The sequence below is a fragment of the Enterobacter sp. 296B2 genome, assembly GCF_034106185.1.
Lineage (GTDB): Bacteria > Pseudomonadota > Gammaproteobacteria > Enterobacterales > Enterobacteriaceae > Enterobacter > Enterobacter cloacae_N.
In genome coordinates this window covers 25,598-46,059 of record NZ_JAWNCA010000022.1, presented here as the reverse complement: position 1 = coordinate 46,059, position 20,462 = coordinate 25,598, and the positions used below count along the sequence as shown (strand labels likewise).

Genomic DNA, 20,462 nt, shown 5'->3' with positions numbered 1-20,462 from the left:
TACAATATTACTGGTGATTATATCAGCGTCGTGAGGGATGCCAACCGCGAAATTTCCACGTGCGGCAGAAGACGGCTGTCGGTTGCGGTCATCAGCTCCGCATTTTCTGGCCTGATCCAGCAGGCCTGCATCCCGCAGCGGATGGCGCCGGCCACGTCCGTGGTCAGGTCATCCCCCACGTGCAGGATCTCACCCAGCGGCAGGTTAAGTTTATCTGCCGCCAGATGGTACATGTCACTGAACGGCTTCGCGCGCCCGTGCGGACCCGCGCGCAGCACGAACTCAAAGTAATCGCTGAGGCCAAACAGCTCCGGCTGGGCATTACCGTTGGTAATGGCCACCAGCGGCCACTTTTCGGCAAGCGTCGCCAGCGTGTCGTGGGTCTCCTGCGGCACGTCGATACGGCTGCGCCATTTGGCGAAGTTTTCCATTGCCGCTTCAGCACCGATGGCCGCATCCTGCGCGCTCAGGCCAGCGTTGAGCATCGCCTGCTCAACCGCACGGCGACGCCATTCGGTCACATCATGGTAAATGTCCGGTTCGGTCTCCCGCAGGGACTGGCGCAGCCTCTGGAAATCCTTGTTCTGCATCGCTTTCAGCGCGGGGTGGTAGTTCTGTACAAACGCCAGCGACTCCTGCTCGGTACGCAGGATCACCTCGCGGTTGTCATAAAGGGTGTCATCAAGGTCAAACGTCAGGGCTGAGATCTGACCTAGTGGGCGGTAAAAACGCATTATTTCCCCCGTTTGGCGCGTGGATGCGCCGCGTCATACACCGAGGCAAGGTGTTGGAAGTCTAAGTGGGTGTAGATTTGAGTGGTCGACAGATTCGCGTGGCCAAGCAGTTCCTGCACGCCGCGCAGATCGCCGCTCGATTCCAGCATGTGTGTCGCAAAGGAGTGGCGCAGCTTGTGCGGGTGAACGTGGCTGTTCAGCCCCTGCTTAATGCCCCACTCCGCAAAGCGCTTCTGCACATTACGCGCCGAGATCCGCTTGCCGAGCTTCGATAAAAACAGCGCATCTTCTTCCGCGCCAAACAGGCCGCGCAGATCCAGCCAGTGCTCAATCCAGGAGACCGCATTGCGGCCAATCGGCAGGCGGCGCTCTTTGCTGCCCTTGCCCATCACCCACACTTCGCCGGTGTCGAGATCGAGATGCTTTAAGTCGAGGTTAACGAGTTCAGACAGACGCAGGCCTGCGCCGTACATCACCTCCAGCATCGCGCGGTCGCGCACGGCGAGCGGATCGTTAAGATCGATATCCAGCAGGCGGTTTACGTCGTCGACGTCGATATTTTTCGGCAGATGGCGCGGAGCTTTCGGCGTGGCGATCCCTTTCGCCGGGTTGGCTTTCAGGCCGCCCTGGCTGACCAGCCAGTCGAAGAAACTGCGCAGCGCGGAGAGCCGTAGCGCCAGGCTTGCCGGACTGAGATTTTTTTTTCGGCTACGCACGACGAACCCGCGTACCGTGGCAGCATCACATTGTTGCCAGCTTTTCAGGCCGATTTCGTCGGCAATCTGCATGATGGCATCAAGCTGACGCTGATAGTTGAGCAGCGTGACAGGGCTGAGCTGACGCTCAACGCCCAGATAGCGCAGAAAGCGCGAGACGTCAGTGGCGAGCAGTCCGTCCGTCATACGCGTTCAATCCAGCGCTCCAGCAGCTCGGGCAGCATCAGGGCGATCTCCTGCAGCAGGTGCGTGGCTTGCCCCTGCTCGTAGTGGTGCGCGTCGCGGCTGGTAAATAATATTACCCCCAGGTCACCATCGCGCCCCATCAGCGACATTGCCACCGAGCCAATCGCTTTGGCTTCCGGTAACACCACCAGCAGCTCTGGCCCGTTAAGCGGCCCCAGATAGTGGTGCGCATGGCCCAGGCGCTGAATGCGCAGCGGCTCAAACGCCTGACGGCTGAGCGCCAGATGGGTGAATCCCGACGGTGCGCCAATGCGCCAGCGGTCAGGGAACAGACGAATCGTTGCGCCTGCCAACCCCAACTCCCGGGCCCAGCGGTGGAAGCGGCTGAGGAACTCGTCAAGGCTGTGCGCCGACGCCAGACGCGCCTGAAGATGCAGCAGACGATAGAACAGGCTTTCGTTGGTGCTGGCCTGCTCCATCAGCAGCGTCATGTTCTCTTCAAGCTGATTGATGTGGTTGCGCGAGCGCGCCATGTGCCATTCGACCAGCGACACGGTCCCGCGAACCGGATGCGGCACGCGCATCTGTTCAACGACGCGCGCATTGCGAATAAAAAACTCAGGATTGTTCAGCAGATAATCAACAACAGCGCTGTCGTCCAGTTCCGTCACTGTTTCCTGCAGTTCTTCCCCTGGTTGTTTCATAGATGGATAAACCCGTCATAAACATGTGTCGCCGGGCCCGTCATATACAGTGGATGACCCGGTCCTTTCCAGGCGATATCAAGCCGACCGCCCGGTAATTCCACGCGAACCTCTTCTGCCAGTAACCCCTGAGAGATCCCGACGGCGACGGCCGCACAGGCACCGCTTCCGCAGGCCTGAGTCTCGCCCGCGCCGCGCTCGTACACCCGCAGGCGGATGTGCTCACGCTTCACCACCTGCATAAAGCCGATGTTCGCGCGCTCCGGGAACCGCTCGTGGCTTTCCAGCACCGGACCGAGCGTTTCGACCGCCGCAGTTTCCACGTCATCCACCTGAATCACGCAGTGCGGGTTACCCATCGAAACGACGCCGCACAATACTGTCTGCTCGGCCGCACGCATAATATAGGTCTTTTCCGCTTTGTTTGCGCGAAACGGCACGGCGGAAGGCTCGAAATTAGGCTCGCCCATATTCACGCGCACCAGCTCGTCGTCAGTGACGCTGAGCACCATGCGGCCGTTAGCGGTGCTGACCCGAATATCGCGCTTGTTGGTCAGCCCTTTCAGGCGGACAAAGCGGGCAAAACAGCGCGCGCCGTTGCCGCACTGGTTAACCTCGCTACCGTCCGCGTTAAAAATACGGTAGTGGAAATCGAGGTCGGGATCGTAGGGCGGCTCAACCACCAGCAGCTGATCGAACCCCACGCCCACGTGCCGATCCGCCAGTCGACGGATCAGCTCCGGGGAGAAAAACACATTCTGCGTTACCGCGTCGACGACCATAAAATCGTTGCCAAGGCCATGCATTTTAGAGAACTGCATCATTTGCTCCATTGCGCGGGTACAGAACGTTGTCGTCAGAGGTTAACCTGAGTTGGGCCACCGTTGTCGCCACGATCGTTAGTCTTTGGCGTGGAAGACTCGATGCCGCTGTTAACAGGTTTTGTCGGCGGCGGCGCGGTTTTATCCGCAGGTGGGAAGTAGAGTGGTCCCTTCAGTCCGCAGCCGGTCAGGCTAAACAGCGTGATGAGAACGGCAAGCGTTCGGAAAGCGTTTTTCATTATAAAGTTGCCCGTAAGTTCAAATCTGTTTCTATCATCGCAGGAGAAGACACAAAAGCAAGAGTTTGCCGCTTTCCTGCAACGGGAATTATTTAGCGTTATACTGCCGCCATCACGAAAAACAGGAACAAAACCATGAACGACAGTGAATTCCATCGCCTTGCCGACACCCTGTGGATGACCATCGAAGAACGTATCGACGACTGGGACGGCGACAGCGATATCGATTGTGAAATCAACGGCGGCATTCTGACCCTGAGCTTCGAAAACGGCAGCAAAATTATTATTAACCGCCAGGAACCACTTCACCAGGTGTGGCTGGCGGCCAAACAGGGCGGCTATCACTTTGATCTGAAGGGTGACGAGTGGGTTTGCGACCGCAGCGGCGAAACGTTCTGGGATCTTCTTGAACAGGCCGCGACCGCGCAGGCGGGTGAGGATGTAAGTTTCAGGTAGTTTTGTTGCCCGGTAAGGCGTAGCCGCCACCGGGCGAAAAGCCTCAGGAGAAATATTGCTGCAACAGCGGTGCGGTATCCTGATTAGCGGGTACTGCTGGGGTAATCGCCTGCGTACGGAACGGGATCACCTGCGCTCGCCCATCCACGTTCACAATCTGGTAGAACTGCGGCAGGTTGAAGTTGATAAAGCTGGAACCGTAGGTAAAGCGGTCATGCGAGGAAGAGTAGAAGCGGCTGACGTCGCGCACCAGCTCCTCTTTGCTGCCTTCACAGTGGTGATACACCTCGGCGCGGTTGGTCTCATCCAGAATGTAGATGTTGAACCCGGCATCGTCGCCAGACTCTTCAAAGAAGAACTGAATAATCCCTTCACTGGCAAAGCCGTCCACCACCTGCGGCAGCTTGACGTGGTTGGTTTCCACCTGAACTGAGAGGCCATGCAGCTTGTTGTGTGAAATCGCGCCGTAGAACTCAATGGCGTTTTCCAGCTTCTGTACCGACACGTTCAGACGCTCGAAGAACAGGCCCCAGGTCTGCCCGGAGACGCGCAGCGCTTTAAAGCGCCCGGTTTCCTGACGGGTGCTGGAGAGACGTAGCTCGATACATTCAGATACCAGCTGCTGCACGCGGGTACGAATTAAACCACGCAGGTGCTGGCTGTAGCAGAACACTTCGACGCTGTCCGGCGGCGCGGCATCCTGGTGCATCTTGCCGAGAATGGTTTTCAGCGCTTCGATCATCGCCTGCTCGCCGTTAAAGTGCAGGGTACGCACTTCGTTCCACGAGTTGCGGTACAGCAGGTCTACGCTGCCCACCAGGCAGTTTTGCTGCTCGCCAAAGCTGAACACGTCCAGCTTGCGGAAGTCAAAATGAACCACCTGATTGCGGAAGGCCGCCGTCGGGTCGTATTCCAGGTTGACGATGATCGCCAGATGGCGGATCTCGCACGGGCTGTAGAGCGCTTTTGGCGTTGGCGCAGGCAGACGCAGCGGGAAGTGGTGCGAGACATCCGCCACCATCTCCTGCAGCTTGGCTAAATCGACCACCTCGTTGCCCTTGATAAACAGGCGCGTGCGCGAGGTCAGCAGGCCGTTAAACCAGGCCCACGCCACCAGCTTGTTCAGGTAGCGGTTATACTCCAGCGGCTGATGGCTGATGATCGAATCCATGCTTGGCGCACGGTTGTACAGATACCACCCGGTGCGGTTTGCGCGACCCGGCGGCACGTAAATAAAGGTCAGGTTTGGTTCAGACAGGTCAGGCGAAATCTGCGGGTTAACCAGGGTCACTTTGCCCGGGAGCGCTTCAAACGCGGCGTACAGCTTACGGGTTAACACCCCGATATCCTGAGGGCTGGCGGACACGCTGAGGTTGTTGCGGCGCGCAAAGCGGATCAGGTTACGGTAGCTCTGCATCATTGCGTCGAGCAGTTCATTGTGCGCTTCACGCACCTGATCGATCTTCCAGTTGGCGCGGTTATCGAGCATGGACAGACGCGCTTCGTCCCATCCCCACTCTTTCACTAGCTGACTGACCACTTCACGACGCCAGCCCACGCAGGCGCGCTCGCGGCTCAGCTTTTCACAGACTTTGAGATAGAAACATCGACGCACCAGGTCAAGACGCGTGGAATCATCAATGGCTTTCAGGTATTCGGTAACGCGCTCCAGCATCATGCAGTAGGCATCGAGCCCGTAGGAGACAATCTCCCCGTCGTGCAGGCGCTGCTTGATATCTTTCGCCAGCAGGCGCGGCGTAGGGTATTCCCACGAGTAGGCTTCGAGCAGCAGCGTTTTCAGCACCGCTTTATACGGTGAATCGATACTTTTGTAGAGCTGCCAGAGGCTTGCGCCAAAGTACTCTTCGGCGGACAGAGAGCTGAGGCCGCCCAGGTCCAGCCATTCGTTTGGCGTCAGTACGCCCTGCGCGTAAAGCGACATGACGTAGTCGTCGTAATGCTCTTCTTCTTCGCACGGGACCATATTCCACAGAATACGCTTCCCGGCGAGGCGAACGGCAGTACGGTAAAATTCATCCAGCAGCAGGATGTGCTGAGTCGAGCCGCAGTCTTCACCACCCAGGCTGCCGCTTTCGTTATGGCGGAAACGGTTTTCATCAATCAGGAAGAAGCTCACTTCCACGCCGAGCGAGGCCGCCCAGCTCTCCAGCAGGCTGCATTTACGCTGCAGCAGTTGGCGCTCTTCGTTATCGAGCCAGGATTGATGGCAGACCCAGATATCCAGGTCCGAAGAACAGCTCTGCCCTACCGATGAGGTACTCCCCATCGAGTAAACGCCGGTGATAGGCAGTTCACCTTTCGGAGAAACCTGAGGCGGCATGCCGCGGTAGAGTTCCAGCTCGTTCAGATAATGCTGTTGGGTTTCATCAGGCGTGAAGAGGCAAATGCCCTGGGGAACGTTACCATCAAGGTAGCCAGGCATCAGCGGATGGTGATAGTGCAATAATGTCGGCAGCAGACTGTATACCTGCTGGAAAGCAGGGCCCATGGCAGCAAGCGCGCGATCCACACGCAGTTGATTTATGGCATCCAGTCTCTGTTTCAGAGTCTCAATATAGAGGTACAAGACGTATCGCCTGATGTTTCCGGGTGTCGTAAGCTATTCAAAACACGAACAACAGCGAGCCCGCAGTATTTCAAAAAGATAACCGTTACCCTTTTTTCGCCCTTGTGATTATGGTGGTACCGACGAAAAAATGGTCTAAAACGTGATCAATTTAACACCTTGCCGGTTGACCGTAAAGAAAGATGCGCTACATACAAGTGTAGCACCGTTCTGTACGTGTAAATTCCTGAATACGGCTATGGCTGACGAATACGCCGCCTTGTCCCTCTCGCGCTTCATCAACCGTAAAACTGCCATCCCAGAGTCAACAATGTTAGGATGGTTAGCGATTGATAATGACGGTAACAAGCATGTTAGACAATGTTTTGAGAATTGCCACACGCCAAAGCCCTCTCGCGCTCTGGCAGGCACATTATGTTAAGCAGCGCCTTGAAGCCTGCCACAGTGGATTGCGCGTCGAGCTGGTGCCGATGGTCACGCGCGGTGACGTGATCCTGGATACGCCCCTGGCGAAAGTGGGCGGCAAGGGCTTGTTTGTCAAAGAGCTGGAACTGGCATTGCTTGAGAACCGCGCCGATATCGCCGTACATTCGATGAAGGACGTGCCCGTCGAGTTCCCGGAAGGGCTGGGGCTGGTGACCATCTGCGAGCGCGAAGACCCGCGTGACGCGTTTGTCTCTAACCACTATGACTCGCTCGACGCGCTGCCTGCGGGTAGCGTGGTTGGCACGTCCAGTTTACGCCGTCAGTGTCAGCTGGCGGAGCGTCGTCCTGACCTTATCATCCGCTCGCTGCGCGGCAACGTTGGCACGCGTCTGGGCAAGCTGGATAACGGCGATTACGATGCCATTATTCTCGCCGTTGCCGGCCTGAAGCGTCTGGGGCTGGAGTCACGCATTCGCGTGGCGTTGCCGCCAGAGCTGTCGCTGCCGGCCGTGGGTCAGGGTGCCGTCGGTATCGAGTGCCGTCTGGACGATGCGCGCACCCGCGAACTGCTCGCCCCGCTGAACCATGACGAAACCGCTACCCGCGTAAAAGCCGAGCGGGCGATGAATACCCGCCTCGAAGGAGGGTGTCAGGTGCCTATTGGCAGCTATGCTGAATTAACCGATGGTGAACTGTGGCTGCGTGCGCTGGTCGGCGCCCCGGATGGTTCACAGATGGTGCGCGGCGAACGTCGCGGCAAGCCGCAGGATGCCGAGCAGCTTGGCGTGTCGCTGGCGGAAGAGCTGCTGAATAACGGCGCGCGTGAAATTCTGGCCGAGGTCTATAACGGAGAACCCCCTGCATGAGTATTCTTGTCACCCGCCCTTCTCCCGCAGGAGAGCAGTTAGTGAGCCGTCTGCGCGCACTGGGGCAGGTGGCCTGGAGTTTTCCGCTGATTGAATTCTCCCCCGGTCGGGAGCTCTCTGCGCTCGCCGACCAGATGAATACCCTGCAGGAAGGCGACCTGCTGTTTGCGCTATCGCAGCATGCCGTGGAATTTGCCCACGCGCAGCTGCAACAGCAGGGCCTGGCCTGGCCTGTCGCTCCGCGCTATTTCGCGATTGGCCGCACAACGGCACTGGCGCTTCATACCGTAAGCGGCGCGGATGTTCGTTATCCGTTAGATCGGGAAATCAGCGAAGTCTTGCTACAATTACCTGAATTACAAACTATTGCCGGAAAGCGCGCGCTTATTTTGCGCGGCAACGGAGGCCGCGAACTGCTGGGCGAAACGCTGCGTGAACGCGGGGCTGACGTTACGTTTGTTGAGTGCTACCAGCGCTGTGGGAAACACTACGACGGCGCGGAAGAGGCCATGCGCTGGCACGCGCGCGGAATTAATACGCTGGTGGTCACCAGCGGTGAAATGTTACAACAGCTTTGGTCGCTGATACCGCTTTGGTATCGCGAAAACTGGTTACTCCGCTGTCGGCTTCTGGTCGTCAGTGAGCGTCTGGCGAACCTCGCCCGGGAACTGGGCTGGCAGGATATTCGGATCGCTGATAACGCCGACAACGATGCGCTGCTGCGCGCATTACAATAACTCTCAAATGGGAAGCCATAATGACGGAACACGAAAAATCCTCCGCCGTGGTTGAAGAGACCAGGGAGACTGTGGACATAATGCCACAGCCAGAGACGACTGAGAAAACCGCTGAGAAGAAAAACGGCAGCAATAAAACCAGCCTCGCTTTGAGCGCGATTGCCATCGCCATTGCGCTGGCAGCCGGCGTTGGCCTGTATGGTCTGGTGAAGCAACAGAGTGCTAACCAGACGGCCACCAGCGATACGCTGGTGAATCAGCTTACCTCCCTGCAAAAAGCGCAGGAAACGCAGAAAACCGAGCTGGAAGCGGTGATTAAGCAGCAGGCCGCCGCGCTAGCCGAGGCAAACAGTAAACAGGAAGAGCTGACAAAACAGCTGGGTGAAGTACAGCAGAAAGTCGCCACGATTTCCGGCACCGATGCCAAAACCTGGCTGCTCTCGCAGGCCGATTTCCTCGTAAAACTCGCCGGGCGTAAGCTGTGGAGCGATCAGGACGTGACCACCGCCGCCGCGCTGCTGAAAAGCGCCGATGCGAGCCTGGCAGACATGAACGATCCAAGCCTCATTACCGCACGTCGCGCGATTACCGAAGATATTGCCAGCCTCTCCGCCGTTTCGCAGGTGGATTACGACGGCATTATCCTCAAGGTGAACCAGCTTTCGAATCAAATTGATAACCTGCAGCTGGCGGATAATAACGACGACGACTCCCCGATGGATTCCGACGGTACCGAACTTTCCAGCTCCCTGAGCGAATGGCGCATAAACCTGCAGAAAAGCTGGCAGAACTTTATGGACAGCTTCATTACCATCCGTCGCCGCGACGAAACCGCCGTACCGCTCCTGGCGCCGAATCAGGATATCTATCTGCGCGAAAATATCCGTTCCCGCCTGCTGGTCGCGGCGCAGGCCGTGCCGCGCCATCAGGAAGAGACCTACAAACAGGCGCTGGATAACGTCTCAACGTGGGTACGCGCCTACTACAACACCGATGATGCGACGACCACCGCCTTCCTCGAAGATATCGACAAGCTGAGCCAGCAGAACATCACCATGAACGTGCCGGATAAGCTGGCCAGCCAGCCGATTCTGGAGAAGCTGATGCAGACGCGCGTGCGTAACCTGCTGGCGCAGCCGGGCGTTCCGGCCGAGCAGACCGGCACAGCGCCAGCGCCTGAAAGCGCGCCACAGGGAGAGTAATGATGCTAAAAGTCCTTTTACTCTTCATCCTGCTGATCGCCGGGATCGTCCTGGGGCCGATGCTTGCGGGTCATCAGGGATACGTCCTGATCCAGACCGATAACTACAACATTGAAACCAGCGTAACGGGTCTGGCGATCGTTCTGATCCTCGGCGTCGTGGTACTGCTTGCCGTTGAATGGATCCTGCGCCGTATTTTCCGTACCGGTGCCCATACCCGCGGCTGGTTCGTAGGCCGTAAGCGCCGCCGCGCCCGTAAGCAAACGGAACAGGCGCTGCTGAAGCTGGCCGAAGGCGATTATCAGCAGGTTGAAAAGCTGATGTCGAAAAACGCCGATCACGCAGAACAGCCAGTGGTGAACTATCTTCTGGCAGCCGAAGCGGCCCAGCAGCGCGGTGATGAAGCCCGCGCTAACCAGCATCTGGAACGCGCGTCTGAACTGGCGTCTGGCGACCCGATCCCAGTGGAAATTACCCGCGTCCGCCTGCAGCTCGCGCGCAATGAGAACCACGCGGCGCGCCACGGCATTGACCGTCTGCTGGAAATCGCACCACGTCATCCGGAAGTCCTGCGCCTTGCGGAGCAGGCCTATATTCGTACCGGTGCGTGGGGTTCGCTGCTGGACATCATTCCGTCGATGGCGAAGGCCGAGGTGGGTGATGATGAGCATCGTGATGAGCTTCAGCGTCTGGCATGGATTGGCCTGATGGATCAGGCGCGCGCCGACCTGGGCAGCGACGGTCTGAAAACCTGGTGGAAAAATCAGAGCCGGAAAACGCGCCAGCAGGTTCCTCTGCAGGTGGCTATGGCGGAACATCTTATTGAGTGTGACGATCATGACACCGCGCAGGAGATCCTCCTCGACGGCCTGAAGCGCCAGTACGACGATCGTCTGGTCATGGTGATCCCGCGCCTGAAAACCAATAACCCTGAGCAGGTCGAGAAAGTGCTGCGCCAGCAGATCAAAACCGTCGGTGACCGTCCGCTGCTGTGGAGTACGCTGGGCCAGTCGCTGATGAAGCACGGGGAATGGCAGGAGGCGAGCCTGGCCTTCCGTGCGGCGCTGAAACAGCGTCCGGACGCATTTGACTACGCGTGGCTTGCCGATACGCTCGACAAACAGCATAAGCCAGAAGAGGCGGCCGCCATGCGGCGTGATGGGCTGTTATTGACGCTGCAAAATAACGGAACGCAGCAGTAATTCATCAGGAGGCCAGACGGCCTCCTTTTTTTATCACTGTTTTCCTGCTACATTCTTTACACCGACAGCCGCAAACGAACCCGCCAATGTAACGATATCTTTTCATTAACTTTTTTTCGCACATGCGCGATCTGCGCATGGACTAAATCGTTTCTGAAAGGAAAGCGCCATGAACTCGCTTTTATACGCGCTTATTGAAGCGCTGCGCTGCCATCGCTGGCTGCGCCTGCTTGCTTGTGCTTTTATCTTCTCTTCTCTGGGAAATGGGTTAACCCAGGTCGTCGTCTTCGGTCTGCTGTTAGCGTGGTCGGCCCCGCCAGCGCTGCTGACCCTCGCTTTTCTGTTCGCCACGGTGCCGGGGTTTATCGGCAGCATGCTCGGCGAAAGGCTGTGCTCACGCTTTTCTCCGATATCCCTGCTGATATTGACCGAAGGACTGGGCTTACTTGCCCTGCTCTTTCCCCTGCTTGGCGTGGGTTATCATAGCGTTGCCGCGTTACTCGCCGTGCAATCCACCGAAGCGCTGCTCAGCGGGATGAGCTGGCCCGCGCTGACCTTACTCTTTAAGCGCGGACTCAGCGAAACGGAACTGCCTGCCGCCACCTGCCTGGAAAATGTGATTTTTGCGTCTCAGGTGTTATTAGGTACCGGGCTGGGCGTGGTGCTTTTTCAGAAGATACCCTTGCTCGCCTTGCTGGCCATTGATGCCATCAGCTTTCTCGGGTCGCTGGCCATGCTATGGCTGGCGGGAGGCCTGTTTACTTCGGCGTCACGCACCGGCCGTGTAGAAAAGGGGGCTTCAGCGACATTGCGCTGGCAGACATTGACCGTTCGGCAGAAACGCAGCTTGCTCATTTTGCCGGCGCTGGCCGCCGTCGGGTCACCTGCGATGGCGCTTCTTCCGGCGCTGGCCCAGCAGCTCCGTCCTCAGGACGCGGCGGGCCTTGCTCTGCCTTTGCTTTTCGCGAGGAGTATGGGGCAGCTTTGCGGCCCTCTGCTGCTGCAAAGAGACAGCCTGGCGCGTTTTGCGGCTCATACGCCGCGACTGTTGCTTTGCCTCGGCATCTTTCTGGCCGCTTATGGAATGCTGCCGTTTATGGCCGGCTGGATAGGGTATGCGCTGGGGATGATCTTTGTCGCGCATCTGGCCTCAAACGTGCTTTTTGCGGCGGGTACGTTTGGCGTACTCAGTAATTTTCAGGCCGCGCAAACCGCTATAGCCAGCGGTAAAGCCTGGCGCTGGCAAACGCTCAGTGCCTCTCTTTTTACCGGAGTAGCAGCGATAGTGGCATCAGAGTTTGGCTCAGTACAGGCGCTTTATATGGTTTCGTCAGCGGCTCTGCTGATGGTTGCCCTCATCATGCGCTTTTATCGGGAATAAGACATAAAAAAACGCCTGCTATAAAAGCAGGCGTTAAAACAGGTCTGTAAGACAACATATTTGGTGCTTCACTCAACGTTATGTCCATGGTGTCTGATGAGGCCGAAGCGACATCTGTCAGTGGACGATAAGCACCGTAAATGGCTCTGCGTCATTCCTGAGTTTATGAGGCACTAAGGCGAACATAAGAGATGGAATGAGCATCTACGCGTATATTATTGCACGTAACGTGCCAGATTTACACGCAGAAGTTTTACATGGCGCAACATTTTAAGATAAAAGGAAATTATGCTGTTCAGCGGCATCTGACGCTTCACAACGTATCGGCAAAAGCATAAATATGTCGCCAGGAAGAGACAGCAAATCCCGTAAATAATTATTTCTTGTAATTTCAAATGGTTGTATGTCGCTGAATCGCGACAGTGATACAGGGCGCTGTCGGGGGATAACTACAGGGGAGAAAAGTTGCAGAAAACAAAAAACCCCGCCGAAGCGGGGTTCAAAATTGGTCGGCGAGAGAGGATTCGAACCTCCGACCCACTGGTCCCAAACCAGTTGCGCTACCAAGCTGCGCTACTCGCCGATGTACTGCTTTTTTGAATTTTTAGTTCAATTTATTAAAAAGTCGTGGTGCGAGGGGGGGGACTCGAACCCCCACATCCTAAGGACACTAACACCTGAAGCTAGCGCGTCTACCAATTCCGCCACCTTCGCAATTCACAACTCTTTCAATAATGGGGTGGCTAATGGGATTCGAACCCACGACAACTGGAATCACAATCCAGGGCTCTACCAACTGAGCTATAGCCACCACTGTATTCTTTCACGCGGTACTGACTACTTCTCAGACCACCGCAGCTCTAGCGCCGGGAACTAAAATGGCGCGCCCGACAGGATTCGAACCTGAGACCTCTGCCTCCGGAGGGCAGCGCTCTATCCAGCTGAGCTACGGGCGCTTAGCGCCGTTGCGGGGCTGGATATTACGTACCTCCGCCCCCGCTGTCTAGTGCTTTTTTGAAAAAAATGCGCGTTTGGTTATGGTTTGCACATTTTGCCGCTTATTCCTCCACTTTCTGCGTGGTGGCACGGCGACCCAGGCCAAAAAGCTTATACGCGGCCGTCACTGCCGCCAGGAAGATCAGCCCGACAAACAGCGACATGCGGGTATCTTCATTAAAGTACATTCCAATTAATACGCAAATCAGGAACGCCATCGTCAAATAGTTCGCATACGGGAACAGAATCGAGCGAAACGGATGGCTGGCGATCGCTTTTTTATGCGCATGGCGGAAACGCAGTTGGCTGATGAGGATAACAAACCACGGCACCATGCCCGGCAGCACGCTGGCGCTGTAGACGTAAACAAACACGCGCTGTGGATTAGGAATGATGTAATTCAGGCAGGAACCAATCAGCAGGATGACAATGGAGACCGCTACGCCCGCTACCGGCACGCCAGCACGTGAGACTTTACTCATTGTCGCAGGCAGCTGGTTATTTTTCGAAAGCGCGTAGAGCATACGGCCACAGCTGTACATCCCGCTGTTACAGCCTGACAGCGCTGCCGTCAGAACCACAAAGTTGATGATACCCGCTGCTGCTGTAATTCCGATCTTCGCAAAGGTTAATACGAACGGACTCCCCGTCGTCCCAATTTCGTTCCACGGGAAGATGGTGACGATGACGAAGATCGCACCCACGTAGAAAATCAGGATACGCCACAGCACTTTGCCCACCGCACTACGCAGCGTGACCTGCGGGTTTTTCGCTTCACCGGCGGTAATCCCGATCAGCTCCACACCCTGGTACGAGGCCACAACGATACACAGCGCCGTCAGGAAGCCCTTCCAGCCGCCGGCGAAGAAGCCGCCGTGTTCAGTCAGGTTGCTAAAGCCGATGGCGTGTCCGCCGTTGCCAAAGCCATAAAAAATCACGCCCAAACCAATAACAATCATCACGATGATCGTGGTCACTTTGATCATCGCAAACCAGAACTCGATTTCACCGTAAAGGCGCACGGCTGCAAGGTTTGCCAGGGCCACCAGCCCCACGGCAATGAGAGCCGGTATCCACTGGGCCATGTCCGGGAACCAGAACTGGACGTAAACCCCTATCGCGGTGATTTCAGAGATGCCCACCGCCATCCACATAAACCAGTATGACCAGGCCGTCAGGTAACCAAAGAACGGGCTCATGTAACGGTGTGCGTAAACGGCGAAGGAACCGGTCACCGGCTCCAGAAAGAGCATTTCACCCATTGAGCGCATGATGAAGAAAACAAACAGCCCGGCGATGATATACGCCAGTAATACGGAAGGGCCTGCCCATTTTAGGGTGCTTGCGGAGCCCATAAACAGGCCAACGCCGATAGTGCCGCCCAGCGCTATCAGTTCGATGTGACGAGCTTCCAGCCCACGCTGTAGCTCCGGTTGTTTCTCTGCCATAGATCCTCGATTGTGTTTGCTGTTTCCCGGCTTAATACCGGTTGTTGTTTTTTAGGGGTACTAAAATACGGTGCGAATGGTTTCTTAAAATCGGCCAAATGGCAAACGATGCATTAAAAAAATGAATGCATTGCACAGAATATCAGCAGTTTTGCAGGCGAGTTGCAGCGCGAATAGCATATCGCGCTGCATTCTGATTACATTTTCCCGGTATACTGCCAGGCGAGGTAACGAAGCAGACGAATCTGTCGTTTAATGCGCGTCGGTTGCGATAGCAGGCGGTAAAGCCACTCCAGCCCCAGATTTTGCCAGACCTTTGGCGCACGCTTAACATGGCCGGTAAAGACGTCGTAGGTGCCGCCGACGCCCATATAGAGGGCATCCGGACAGACCAGACGGCAGTCGCGCATCAGGATCTCCTGGCGTGGGGACCCCATCGCCACGGTGACGATTTTTGCCCCGCTGTCGCGCACGCGGGCAAACAAAGCCTGCTGGTCTTCAGGCTTGAAGTAACCATTCTGGCTGCCGACGATATTCACATTCCATTGACGACGCAGTTTCTCTTCGGTCTCGGCCAGCACTTCAGGCTTACCGCCAATCAGGAAGACTGGCGTACCTTCCGCGCCTGCGCGGGCCATAAGCTGCTCCCAGAGGTCGGCACCCGCCACGCGGGAAACATTAGCGTCAGGATACTTTTTACGGATAGAGCGGACCACGCTGATACCGTCCGCGTATTTAAATTCAGCCGCTTCAATCAGGCTTTTCACCTCGGCGTTATCTTCCACCGCCAGCATCTTTTCCGCGTTGATAGCAACCAGCGTACCGGATTTCATCTGCCCGTCGGCGAACAGAAAGTCCAGCGCGTGCTGCATGTCGCGCCAGCCAATAAGCTGCAGGCCACGAAGCGCATAGCGCGGTGCAGAAATTTTATCAGTCATTACTTTCCCTACTCAGACTTGCGACAGCGTTGTGTTGCCCTGTTGCTCGCGCTTGTGCACAAGCCCTGCGCTGTCGAACAGCCAGTACAACAGTTTGGCCAGTAACAGGCAGATGCCAAAAACGACCATGAAGAAAACCACGCGTGAAACGAACGAGTCCAGACCCTCGCGCGCCAGAACGATCATATTGAAAATGGCACCAAAGCAAAAACTGTGCAAAATAGCCGCCTTGTAGCGGTTGGTCTCTTCGTTACCACGCACGTAGAGCCAGTCGAACCACTTGATAATCAGCCCTACGACAAACGCGCCCGGCAGGATAAACCAGCCTCCTCCCATCACCACCAGGGAACCAATCAACGTTGGCGAGATCGCCAGGCCCGAATGGTTGTTGAGCACTTCCCAGGTAAAATAGTTCGCGGTATTGAGCACCACACCAGGGCGGTCCGGCCACAGCCAGCTCGGGATAAAGACGTAGAAGTCGCGAACAATCGGCGCCAGCCCCTGGAAATCAATCTTGTCGTAGTTTTGCAGCAGCAATGCCAGATTTTCCCACGGCGAGAAGGTGTCGCGCGTCAGGTAGAGGAACGTGTAAAATGCCTCATCGCCCGCCACGTTCATCCCGTAGCGCTTCAGCGCCAGCCAGAACATCCCCACAATGCCAAACACGCCTGCCGCAACCAGCATCCACAGCGAGATCCAGCCGCGGATAATGCCGATAAACAGGAAGATAGCGAAAGCAATGATAATGTTGGCGCGCGTACCGCCCACAATCATGTAGGTCAGGATACCGAACGCAACGGTACTGACCAGGAAGAACAGCCACGCTTTGCTGTCCTGGCGCAGGAAGAAGATCACCAGCATCGCCGGGATGAAGAAATAGAAGAATCGCTTAAGCGCCACGCCTGAGACTTCGGCCGAAAAAATCTGGCTGTAGGAGTGGAGCTTAAACAGCAGGAAGCCGTTATGCATGAAGAAGATGCCAACGCTGACCAGGGCGATGGTCATGAGCATCACCCACGTCAGATGGGTCTCCACCCGGTTCATGGTAAAGAGCGCCCGACGCGGGGCGGCGGCCTGCGCTGGCCGCAGACGCGTTTTATAGGTGACGTAGTAAACCGCATAGAAGCAGGTCGCCGCCAGCAGGGCCTGGAGGAGAATCTCCGGCGGCGCGACGCTCACGTCAAAACGGAAGACCAGAATGCTGGTCAGCGGGAAGCCGAAAAAGAAGGTCAGCAGAAACAGCAACGAGAAGAACACGTTAAAGTTGAAGCGCACGCGGCGGAACTCAAACCAGGTGAGCGTGGCGATAAACAGGGAGCTCAGAAGCCAGACAACCAGTAAGCCGCTGAATTGCAACTGACTCATGCGTTGTCTCCTGAAGCGATACGCAGCGCGCGGTGCCACGGCGTGAGGTAATTCGGGCTGAAAAAGTCGATGCTATTTTTATCCACCAGCGTGAGCTGGCGCTGTGCTTCACGCACCACTTCGACATTCAGCGTGTCTGAGGTGAACAGCACCGGAATATGCTGCTCGGCCATGTCCTGCCAGAACGGGTTGTCGCGGTTGAGCACGCACGGTACACCCGCCTGAATCAGCAGGCACAGCGTACCAATACCCTGCTGGCGGGCAAAGATGAAATAGCCCAGATCGCATTTTCGCAGCAGCGCAAGATAGTCATCAAACTCCAGCTTTTCGCTGAGAATGTGCAGATTTCCTTCGCTGAATAACGCAAGCCCCTGCTGGCGAACCTCATCAATGTAGGCGTCGTTGTTGGCCGGATAACCCATCGGCACCACCACGTTCACCGTGTCGCCAAACTGCTGGTATACCGCCCGTAGCGCGGCCACATGCTCGTTACTGCGGTCGCCGGAATTCCCCACCAGGATCGTCAGCTTGCCTTCGCGAACCGCGTCATTCGCCATGGTGTTCAGCGCCGGGTCCATACGGGTTGGGAAATAGAGTAGCTCGCCGCGCACGTTCGGGTGCTGCTTCGCAAAATAATTCAGATCGCCGCGGGTGGCAAAAACGCGGCCCACCCTTCCCTGCGCCATGCGACGCAGGGGATAGAAAAGACGGAACTTCCAGCCGCGGGAAACTTCGTAGAGATCGGCTCCCCAGATATGCCAGCTGCACTGGGAGGGTTTAATTCCCCCGCTGAGCAGAGCCAGCCACAGGCCGGTATTGAACTGCCCGTGGAAAAAGAAACGTTGCTCACGATCCGCTTTGGCTTTGGCAATAACCGCCTTCGCCAGGGAAGCTTTATCCGGCCAGAAGGCGATAGTCAGCGCCGGAAACGCCGCGCTCAGGCCATTATCCTGACCTGCAACCATAAACTCGCGCGCATCAGGATTTCCTGATGCCAGCTCGTCGTTAAAGAACCGCAAAACGGTCTGGTTATGGTGTGGGATATCCGATCCCAGGATATGAATCAGTGCAGTCATGCGCGTTTACGCCACAATAAAAATACGCCGCAGCAGGCAGCGAAATAAACGATATAGGTTGCCATATAGGCCTGAGCCGCCCCCAGCGCACCGTGCGCGGGTATCAGCCAGTGTGAAAATGCTGTCAGTAGCGCAAACTGGCTAATCTCCGCCAGGATATACAGCCGCAGCGAAGCTTTCGCAATCACCAGATAGCCGAAAACGTAAGCCCCCACTTTCAGCACATCGCCCACCAGTTGCCAGGCAAAGAGATCGCGCATGGCGGTAAACTTTGCGGAGAAAAGCAGCCAGATGGCAACATCGCGCAATAGCCAGACGGTCAAACTGGCCGCCGCCACAGCGGGTAATACGAAACGCAAGGAGCGGGAAATTTCTCGGGTAATATCCTGCCTGGACGTCAGGCGCGATAAGGTTGGCAGCAAATAAACGCTAAAGGAAGCCGTTATAAACTGGAGGTAAGCGTCGGAAATACTGCTTACCCCTTGCCAGATCCCCACCTCATCCCAGCTGTAATGCGCCGCCAGCAGGTTTCGCATCATCACGTATGCCACTGGCAGCGTGACGGAAGTAATGAGCGCCATCAGGGTAAACTTACCCAGCTGGCTGACAAGCACCTTGTCCCATTGTGGTTTCAGGTAGCTCAGAGGGATAACACCCCGACGCATCAGCATAAATGCCGCAGGCACAACAACCAGCGCCGGGACCAGCGCAAGCCCCAGCAGTGCGCCTTCATAGCCGCCCAGGCGATAGCAGAAGTAATAGGCAATCACGCCGATGACGCTGCCCAGGATTAAGGCAAGCGCGTTCCCGGCAGCATCGCGAAAACCTTTCATCAGCGCCAGCAGCAGGTTAGCCCAGGCAATGCCCATCTGGACCAGCGCAACCAGACGGACCAGCCCCTGGTAATGGGTGTGCCCGAACAATCCCTGGCTGATGGGCGCCGCCGCCAGCAGAAACACAATCGCCAGCAGGGTCGAAAAGCCTGTCACCATCGCCGACGCGGTGCCCACTACCCTGCGAAGCTGGGCCGCATCATCATGATATTGAGCAACGTATTTGGTCACGCCGTTGAAGATTCCGGCACCGGCCAGCACACCAAGGACGGTGACAAGCTGGCGGAAGTTGCCCGCCAGCCCCACACCAGAGGGCCCAAATGAGACGGCGAGCAGCTTGACGACCAGCAGTCCGGCACCAATTTTTACAAGCGTGGACGCGGCGGTCCACACCGATGCTTTTGCCAGAGACATATCAGCTGAAATAGCTCAGAAGGGTATTGATCACCGTACGCTGGTTAACTGGTGCGAGGTTGTAGAACAGCGGCAAGCGAAGCAAACGCTCACTTTCTTTCGTAGTGTAACGATCTTCACCCGCGAACGTGCCAAATGCTTCTCCGGCCGGGCTGGAGTGCAGCGGGATATAGTGGAACACCGCCATAATTTCGGCCTCTTTCAGCCAGGCGATGAGCTGGCTGCGATCGTCGTTATCGCGCAGCTTGATGTAGAACATATGGGCATTATGGATGCAATCGGCCGGAATGGTTGGCAACTCAATACGCCCGGCTTTGGCCAGAGGCTCCAGCGCGTCGTAATAGGTTTGCCAGAGGGACAGGCGCTGGAGATTAATCCGCTCTGCCGCTTCCAGCTGCGCCCACAGGTATGCCGCCTGCAGATCCGCCATCAGATAGCTGGAGCCGATATCGCGCCAGGTGTACTTATCAACCTGACCGCGGAAGAACTGACTGCGGTTGGTGCCTTTTTCGCGGATCACTTCCGCACGCTCAACCAGGGCACGATCGTTAATCAGCGTCGCACCGCCCTCACCGCCAGCGGTGTAGTTTTTCGTTTCGTGGAAGCTGAAGCAGCCAATGTGGCCGATCGTGCCCAGCGCGCGCCCCTTGTAGGTGGACATCACGCCCTGCGCGGCATCTTCAACCACAAACAGGTTGTGCTTTTTGGCGATCGCCATGATGGTGTCCATTTCACAGGCCACGCCCGCGTAGTGAACCGGCACAATCGCGCGCGTTTTATCGGTGATCGCAGCTTCAATCAGCGTCTCATCAATGTTCATGGTGTCCGGGCGGATATCCACAAAGACGATTTTCGCCCCGCGCAGGACAAAGGCGTTTGCCGTGGAGACGAAGGTATAGCTCGGCATGATCACTTCATCACCGGGCTGGATATCCAGCAACAGGGCCGCCATTTCCAGCGATGCCGTGCAGGACGGGGTCAGCAGCACCTTAGCGCTGCGAAAACGCTGCTCCATCCACTGCTGACAGCGACGGGTAAAACCGCCGTCACCGCAGAGTTTGCCGCTGCCCATGGCAGACTGCATATAGTCGAGTTCGGTTCCCACGACGGGTGGTGCGTTAAATGGAATCATCTT

General features: G+C 56.7%; 18 protein-coding genes and 4 tRNA genes. 6 read left to right on the top strand and 16 right to left on the bottom strand.

Annotated features, from left to right (window positions below; all coding sequences use genetic code 11):
• Window positions 1-17: 17 nt before the first annotated feature.
• The 5 genes from yigB to URZ40_RS16080 are packed head-to-tail and all read right to left on the bottom strand — an operon-like array spanning window position 18 to window position 3,400.
• Window positions 18-734 (bottom strand): 5-amino-6-(5-phospho-D-ribitylamino)uracil phosphatase YigB, encoded by a 717-nt coding sequence (gene yigB, locus URZ40_RS16100; protein ID WP_163330937.1) that lies wholly within the window; start codon window positions 732-734, stop codon window positions 18-20.
• A complete protein-coding gene (gene xerC / locus URZ40_RS16095; RefSeq protein WP_116343705.1) occupies window positions 734-1,636 on the bottom strand; it encodes a tyrosine recombinase XerC in 903 nt (300 codons plus the stop codon). Before xerC ends, yigB begins: the two co-directional genes overlap by 1 nt.
• Entirely contained in the window at window positions 1,633-2,340 is a 708-nt protein-coding gene (locus tag URZ40_RS16090) for a DUF484 domain-containing protein (protein ID WP_116343704.1), read from the bottom strand. The genes xerC and URZ40_RS16090 overlap by 4 nt, the downstream gene beginning before the upstream one ends.
• Window positions 2,337-3,161 (bottom strand): diaminopimelate epimerase, encoded by an 825-nt coding sequence (gene dapF, locus URZ40_RS16085; RefSeq protein WP_061096761.1) that lies wholly within the window; start codon window positions 3,159-3,161, stop codon window positions 2,337-2,339. Before dapF ends, URZ40_RS16090 begins: the two co-directional genes overlap by 4 nt.
• A gap of 35 nt (window positions 3,162-3,196) precedes the next feature.
• Window positions 3,197-3,400 (bottom strand): LPS translocon maturation chaperone LptM, encoded by a 204-nt coding sequence (locus tag URZ40_RS16080; protein WP_041911830.1) that lies wholly within the window; start codon window positions 3,398-3,400, stop codon window positions 3,197-3,199.
• 135 nt (window positions 3,401-3,535) lie between these two features.
• On the opposite strand from URZ40_RS16080, the gene cyaY reads away from it, so the two are divergent.
• Window positions 3,536-3,856: an iron donor protein CyaY gene (gene cyaY / locus URZ40_RS16075; RefSeq protein ID WP_003860816.1), complete on the top strand. Its 321-nt coding sequence runs from the start codon at window positions 3,536-3,538 to the stop codon at window positions 3,854-3,856.
• A gap of 43 nt (window positions 3,857-3,899) precedes the next feature.
• Here cyaY and cyaA read toward each other — a convergent pair whose 3' ends face one another.
• Window positions 3,900-6,443 (bottom strand): class I adenylate cyclase, encoded by a 2,544-nt coding sequence (cyaA, locus tag URZ40_RS16070; protein WP_116343703.1) that lies wholly within the window; start codon window positions 6,441-6,443, stop codon window positions 3,900-3,902.
• Window positions 6,444-6,793: 350 nt separating this feature from the next.
• Here cyaA and hemC point away from each other — a divergent pair, with 350 nt between their 5' ends.
• The 5 genes from hemC (at window position 6,794) to URZ40_RS16045 (ending at window position 12,257) form a co-directional block, all read left to right on the top strand.
• Window positions 6,794-7,735 (top strand): hydroxymethylbilane synthase, encoded by a 942-nt coding sequence (gene hemC, locus URZ40_RS16065; protein WP_162874998.1) that lies wholly within the window; start codon window positions 6,794-6,796, stop codon window positions 7,733-7,735.
• The gene (hemD, locus tag URZ40_RS16060; RefSeq protein WP_163330939.1) at window positions 7,732-8,472 is read left to right on the top strand and encodes a uroporphyrinogen-III synthase; all 741 of its coding nucleotides are present in this window, start codon (window positions 7,732-7,734) and stop codon (window positions 8,470-8,472) included. The genes hemC and hemD overlap by 4 nt, the downstream gene beginning before the upstream one ends.
• 20 nt (window positions 8,473-8,492) lie before the next feature.
• The gene (gene hemX, locus URZ40_RS16055; RefSeq protein ID WP_316380867.1) at window positions 8,493-9,674 is read left to right on the top strand and encodes a uroporphyrinogen-III C-methyltransferase; all 1,182 of its coding nucleotides are present in this window, start codon (window positions 8,493-8,495) and stop codon (window positions 9,672-9,674) included.
• Between the two features lie 2 nt (window positions 9,675-9,676).
• A complete protein-coding gene (gene hemY, locus URZ40_RS16050) occupies window positions 9,677-10,876 on the top strand; it encodes a protoheme IX biogenesis protein HemY (RefSeq protein WP_116343728.1) in 1,200 nt (399 codons plus the stop codon).
• A gap of 169 nt (window positions 10,877-11,045) precedes the next feature.
• A complete protein-coding gene (locus URZ40_RS16045) occupies window positions 11,046-12,257 on the top strand; it encodes an MFS transporter (RefSeq protein WP_320720833.1) in 1,212 nt (403 codons plus the stop codon).
• 506 nt (window positions 12,258-12,763) lie between these two features.
• Here URZ40_RS16045 and URZ40_RS16040 read toward each other — a convergent pair.
• The 10 genes from URZ40_RS16040 to rffA form a co-directional block, all read right to left on the bottom strand.
• Window positions 12,764-12,840 (bottom strand) — tRNA-Pro (locus URZ40_RS16040).
• A 45-nt stretch (window positions 12,841-12,885) separates the two neighbouring features.
• A tRNA-Leu gene (locus tag URZ40_RS16035) sits at window positions 12,886-12,971 on the bottom strand.
• Window positions 12,972-12,992: 21 nt separating this feature from the next.
• Window positions 12,993-13,068 (bottom strand) — tRNA-His (locus URZ40_RS16030).
• A gap of 68 nt (window positions 13,069-13,136) precedes the next feature.
• Window positions 13,137-13,213: transfer RNA gene (locus URZ40_RS16025), tRNA-Arg, on the bottom strand.
• 102 nt (window positions 13,214-13,315) lie between these two features.
• Window positions 13,316-14,701 carry an amino acid permease gene (locus URZ40_RS16020; protein WP_320720832.1) on the bottom strand — a complete coding sequence of 462 codons (1,386 nt, stop codon included), beginning with the start codon at window positions 14,699-14,701 and terminating at the stop codon, window positions 13,316-13,318.
• A gap of 197 nt (window positions 14,702-14,898) precedes the next feature.
• Window positions 14,899-15,639, bottom strand: a complete 741-nt coding sequence (gene wecG, locus URZ40_RS16015) for a lipopolysaccharide N-acetylmannosaminouronosyltransferase (protein ID WP_320720831.1) — start codon at window positions 15,637-15,639, stop codon at window positions 14,899-14,901.
• Window positions 15,640-15,651: 12 nt separating this feature from the next.
• Window positions 15,652-17,004, bottom strand: a complete 1,353-nt coding sequence (gene wzyE / locus URZ40_RS16010) for an ECA oligosaccharide polymerase (RefSeq protein WP_320720830.1) — start codon at window positions 17,002-17,004, stop codon at window positions 15,652-15,654.
• Complete coding sequence (locus URZ40_RS16005) at window positions 17,001-18,080, bottom strand: TDP-N-acetylfucosamine:lipid II N-acetylfucosaminyltransferase (RefSeq protein ID WP_316380861.1); 1,080 nt, start codon at window positions 18,078-18,080, stop codon at window positions 17,001-17,003. Before URZ40_RS16005 ends, wzyE begins: the two co-directional genes overlap by 4 nt.
• The gene (gene wzxE / locus URZ40_RS16000; protein WP_316380859.1) at window positions 18,077-19,327 is read right to left on the bottom strand and encodes a lipid III flippase WzxE; all 1,251 of its coding nucleotides are present in this window, start codon (window positions 19,325-19,327) and stop codon (window positions 18,077-18,079) included. The genes URZ40_RS16005 and wzxE overlap by 4 nt, the downstream gene beginning before the upstream one ends.
• A 1-nt stretch (window position 19,328) precedes the next feature.
• Window positions 19,329-20,459, bottom strand: coding sequence for a dTDP-4-amino-4,6-dideoxygalactose transaminase (gene rffA / locus URZ40_RS15995; RefSeq protein WP_320720829.1), 1,131 nt, complete (start codon window positions 20,457-20,459; stop codon window positions 19,329-19,331).
• Between the last annotated feature and the right edge of the window lie 3 nt (window positions 20,460-20,462).

Bases quoted from the DNA above. Each gene is read 5' to 3' on its own strand.
- yigB (WP_163330937.1), bottom strand. From the start codon at position 734: ATGCGTTTTTACCGCCCACTAGGTCAGATCTCAGCCCTGACGTTTGAC.
- xerC (WP_116343705.1), bottom strand. From the start codon at position 1,636: ATGACGGACGGACTGCTCGCCACTGACGTCTCGCGCTTTCTGCGCTAT.
- URZ40_RS16090 (WP_116343704.1), bottom strand. From the start codon at position 2,340: ATGAAACAACCAGGGGAAGAACTGCAGGAAACAGTGACGGAACTGGAC.
- dapF (WP_061096761.1), bottom strand. From the start codon at position 3,161: ATGCAGTTCTCTAAAATGCATGGCCTTGGCAACGATTTTATGGTCGTC.
- URZ40_RS16080 (WP_041911830.1), bottom strand. From the start codon at position 3,400: ATGAAAAACGCTTTCCGAACGCTTGCCGTTCTCATCACGCTGTTTAGC.
- cyaY (WP_003860816.1), top strand. From the start codon at position 3,536: ATGAACGACAGTGAATTCCATCGCCTTGCCGACACCCTGTGGATGACC.
- hemC (WP_162874998.1), top strand. From the start codon at position 6,794: ATGTTAGACAATGTTTTGAGAATTGCCACACGCCAAAGCCCTCTCGCG.
- hemD (WP_163330939.1), top strand. From the start codon at position 7,732: ATGAGTATTCTTGTCACCCGCCCTTCTCCCGCAGGAGAGCAGTTAGTG.
- hemX (WP_316380867.1), top strand. From the start codon at position 8,493: ATGACGGAACACGAAAAATCCTCCGCCGTGGTTGAAGAGACCAGGGAG.
- hemY (WP_116343728.1), top strand. From the start codon at position 9,677: ATGCTAAAAGTCCTTTTACTCTTCATCCTGCTGATCGCCGGGATCGTC.
- URZ40_RS16045 (WP_320720833.1), top strand. From the start codon at position 11,046: ATGAACTCGCTTTTATACGCGCTTATTGAAGCGCTGCGCTGCCATCGC.
- URZ40_RS16020 (WP_320720832.1), bottom strand. From the start codon at position 14,701: ATGGCAGAGAAACAACCGGAGCTACAGCGTGGGCTGGAAGCTCGTCAC.
- wecG (WP_320720831.1), bottom strand. From the start codon at position 15,639: ATGACTGATAAAATTTCTGCACCGCGCTATGCGCTTCGTGGCCTGCAG.
- wzyE (WP_320720830.1), bottom strand. From the start codon at position 17,004: ATGAGTCAGTTGCAATTCAGCGGCTTACTGGTTGTCTGGCTTCTGAGC.
- URZ40_RS16005 (WP_316380861.1), bottom strand. From the start codon at position 18,080: ATGACTGCACTGATTCATATCCTGGGATCGGATATCCCACACCATAAC.
- wzxE (WP_316380859.1), bottom strand. From the start codon at position 19,327: ATGTCTCTGGCAAAAGCATCGGTGTGGACCGCCGCGTCCACGCTTGTA.
- rffA (WP_320720829.1), bottom strand. From the start codon at position 20,459: ATGATTCCATTTAACGCACCACCCGTCGTGGGAACCGAACTCGACTAT.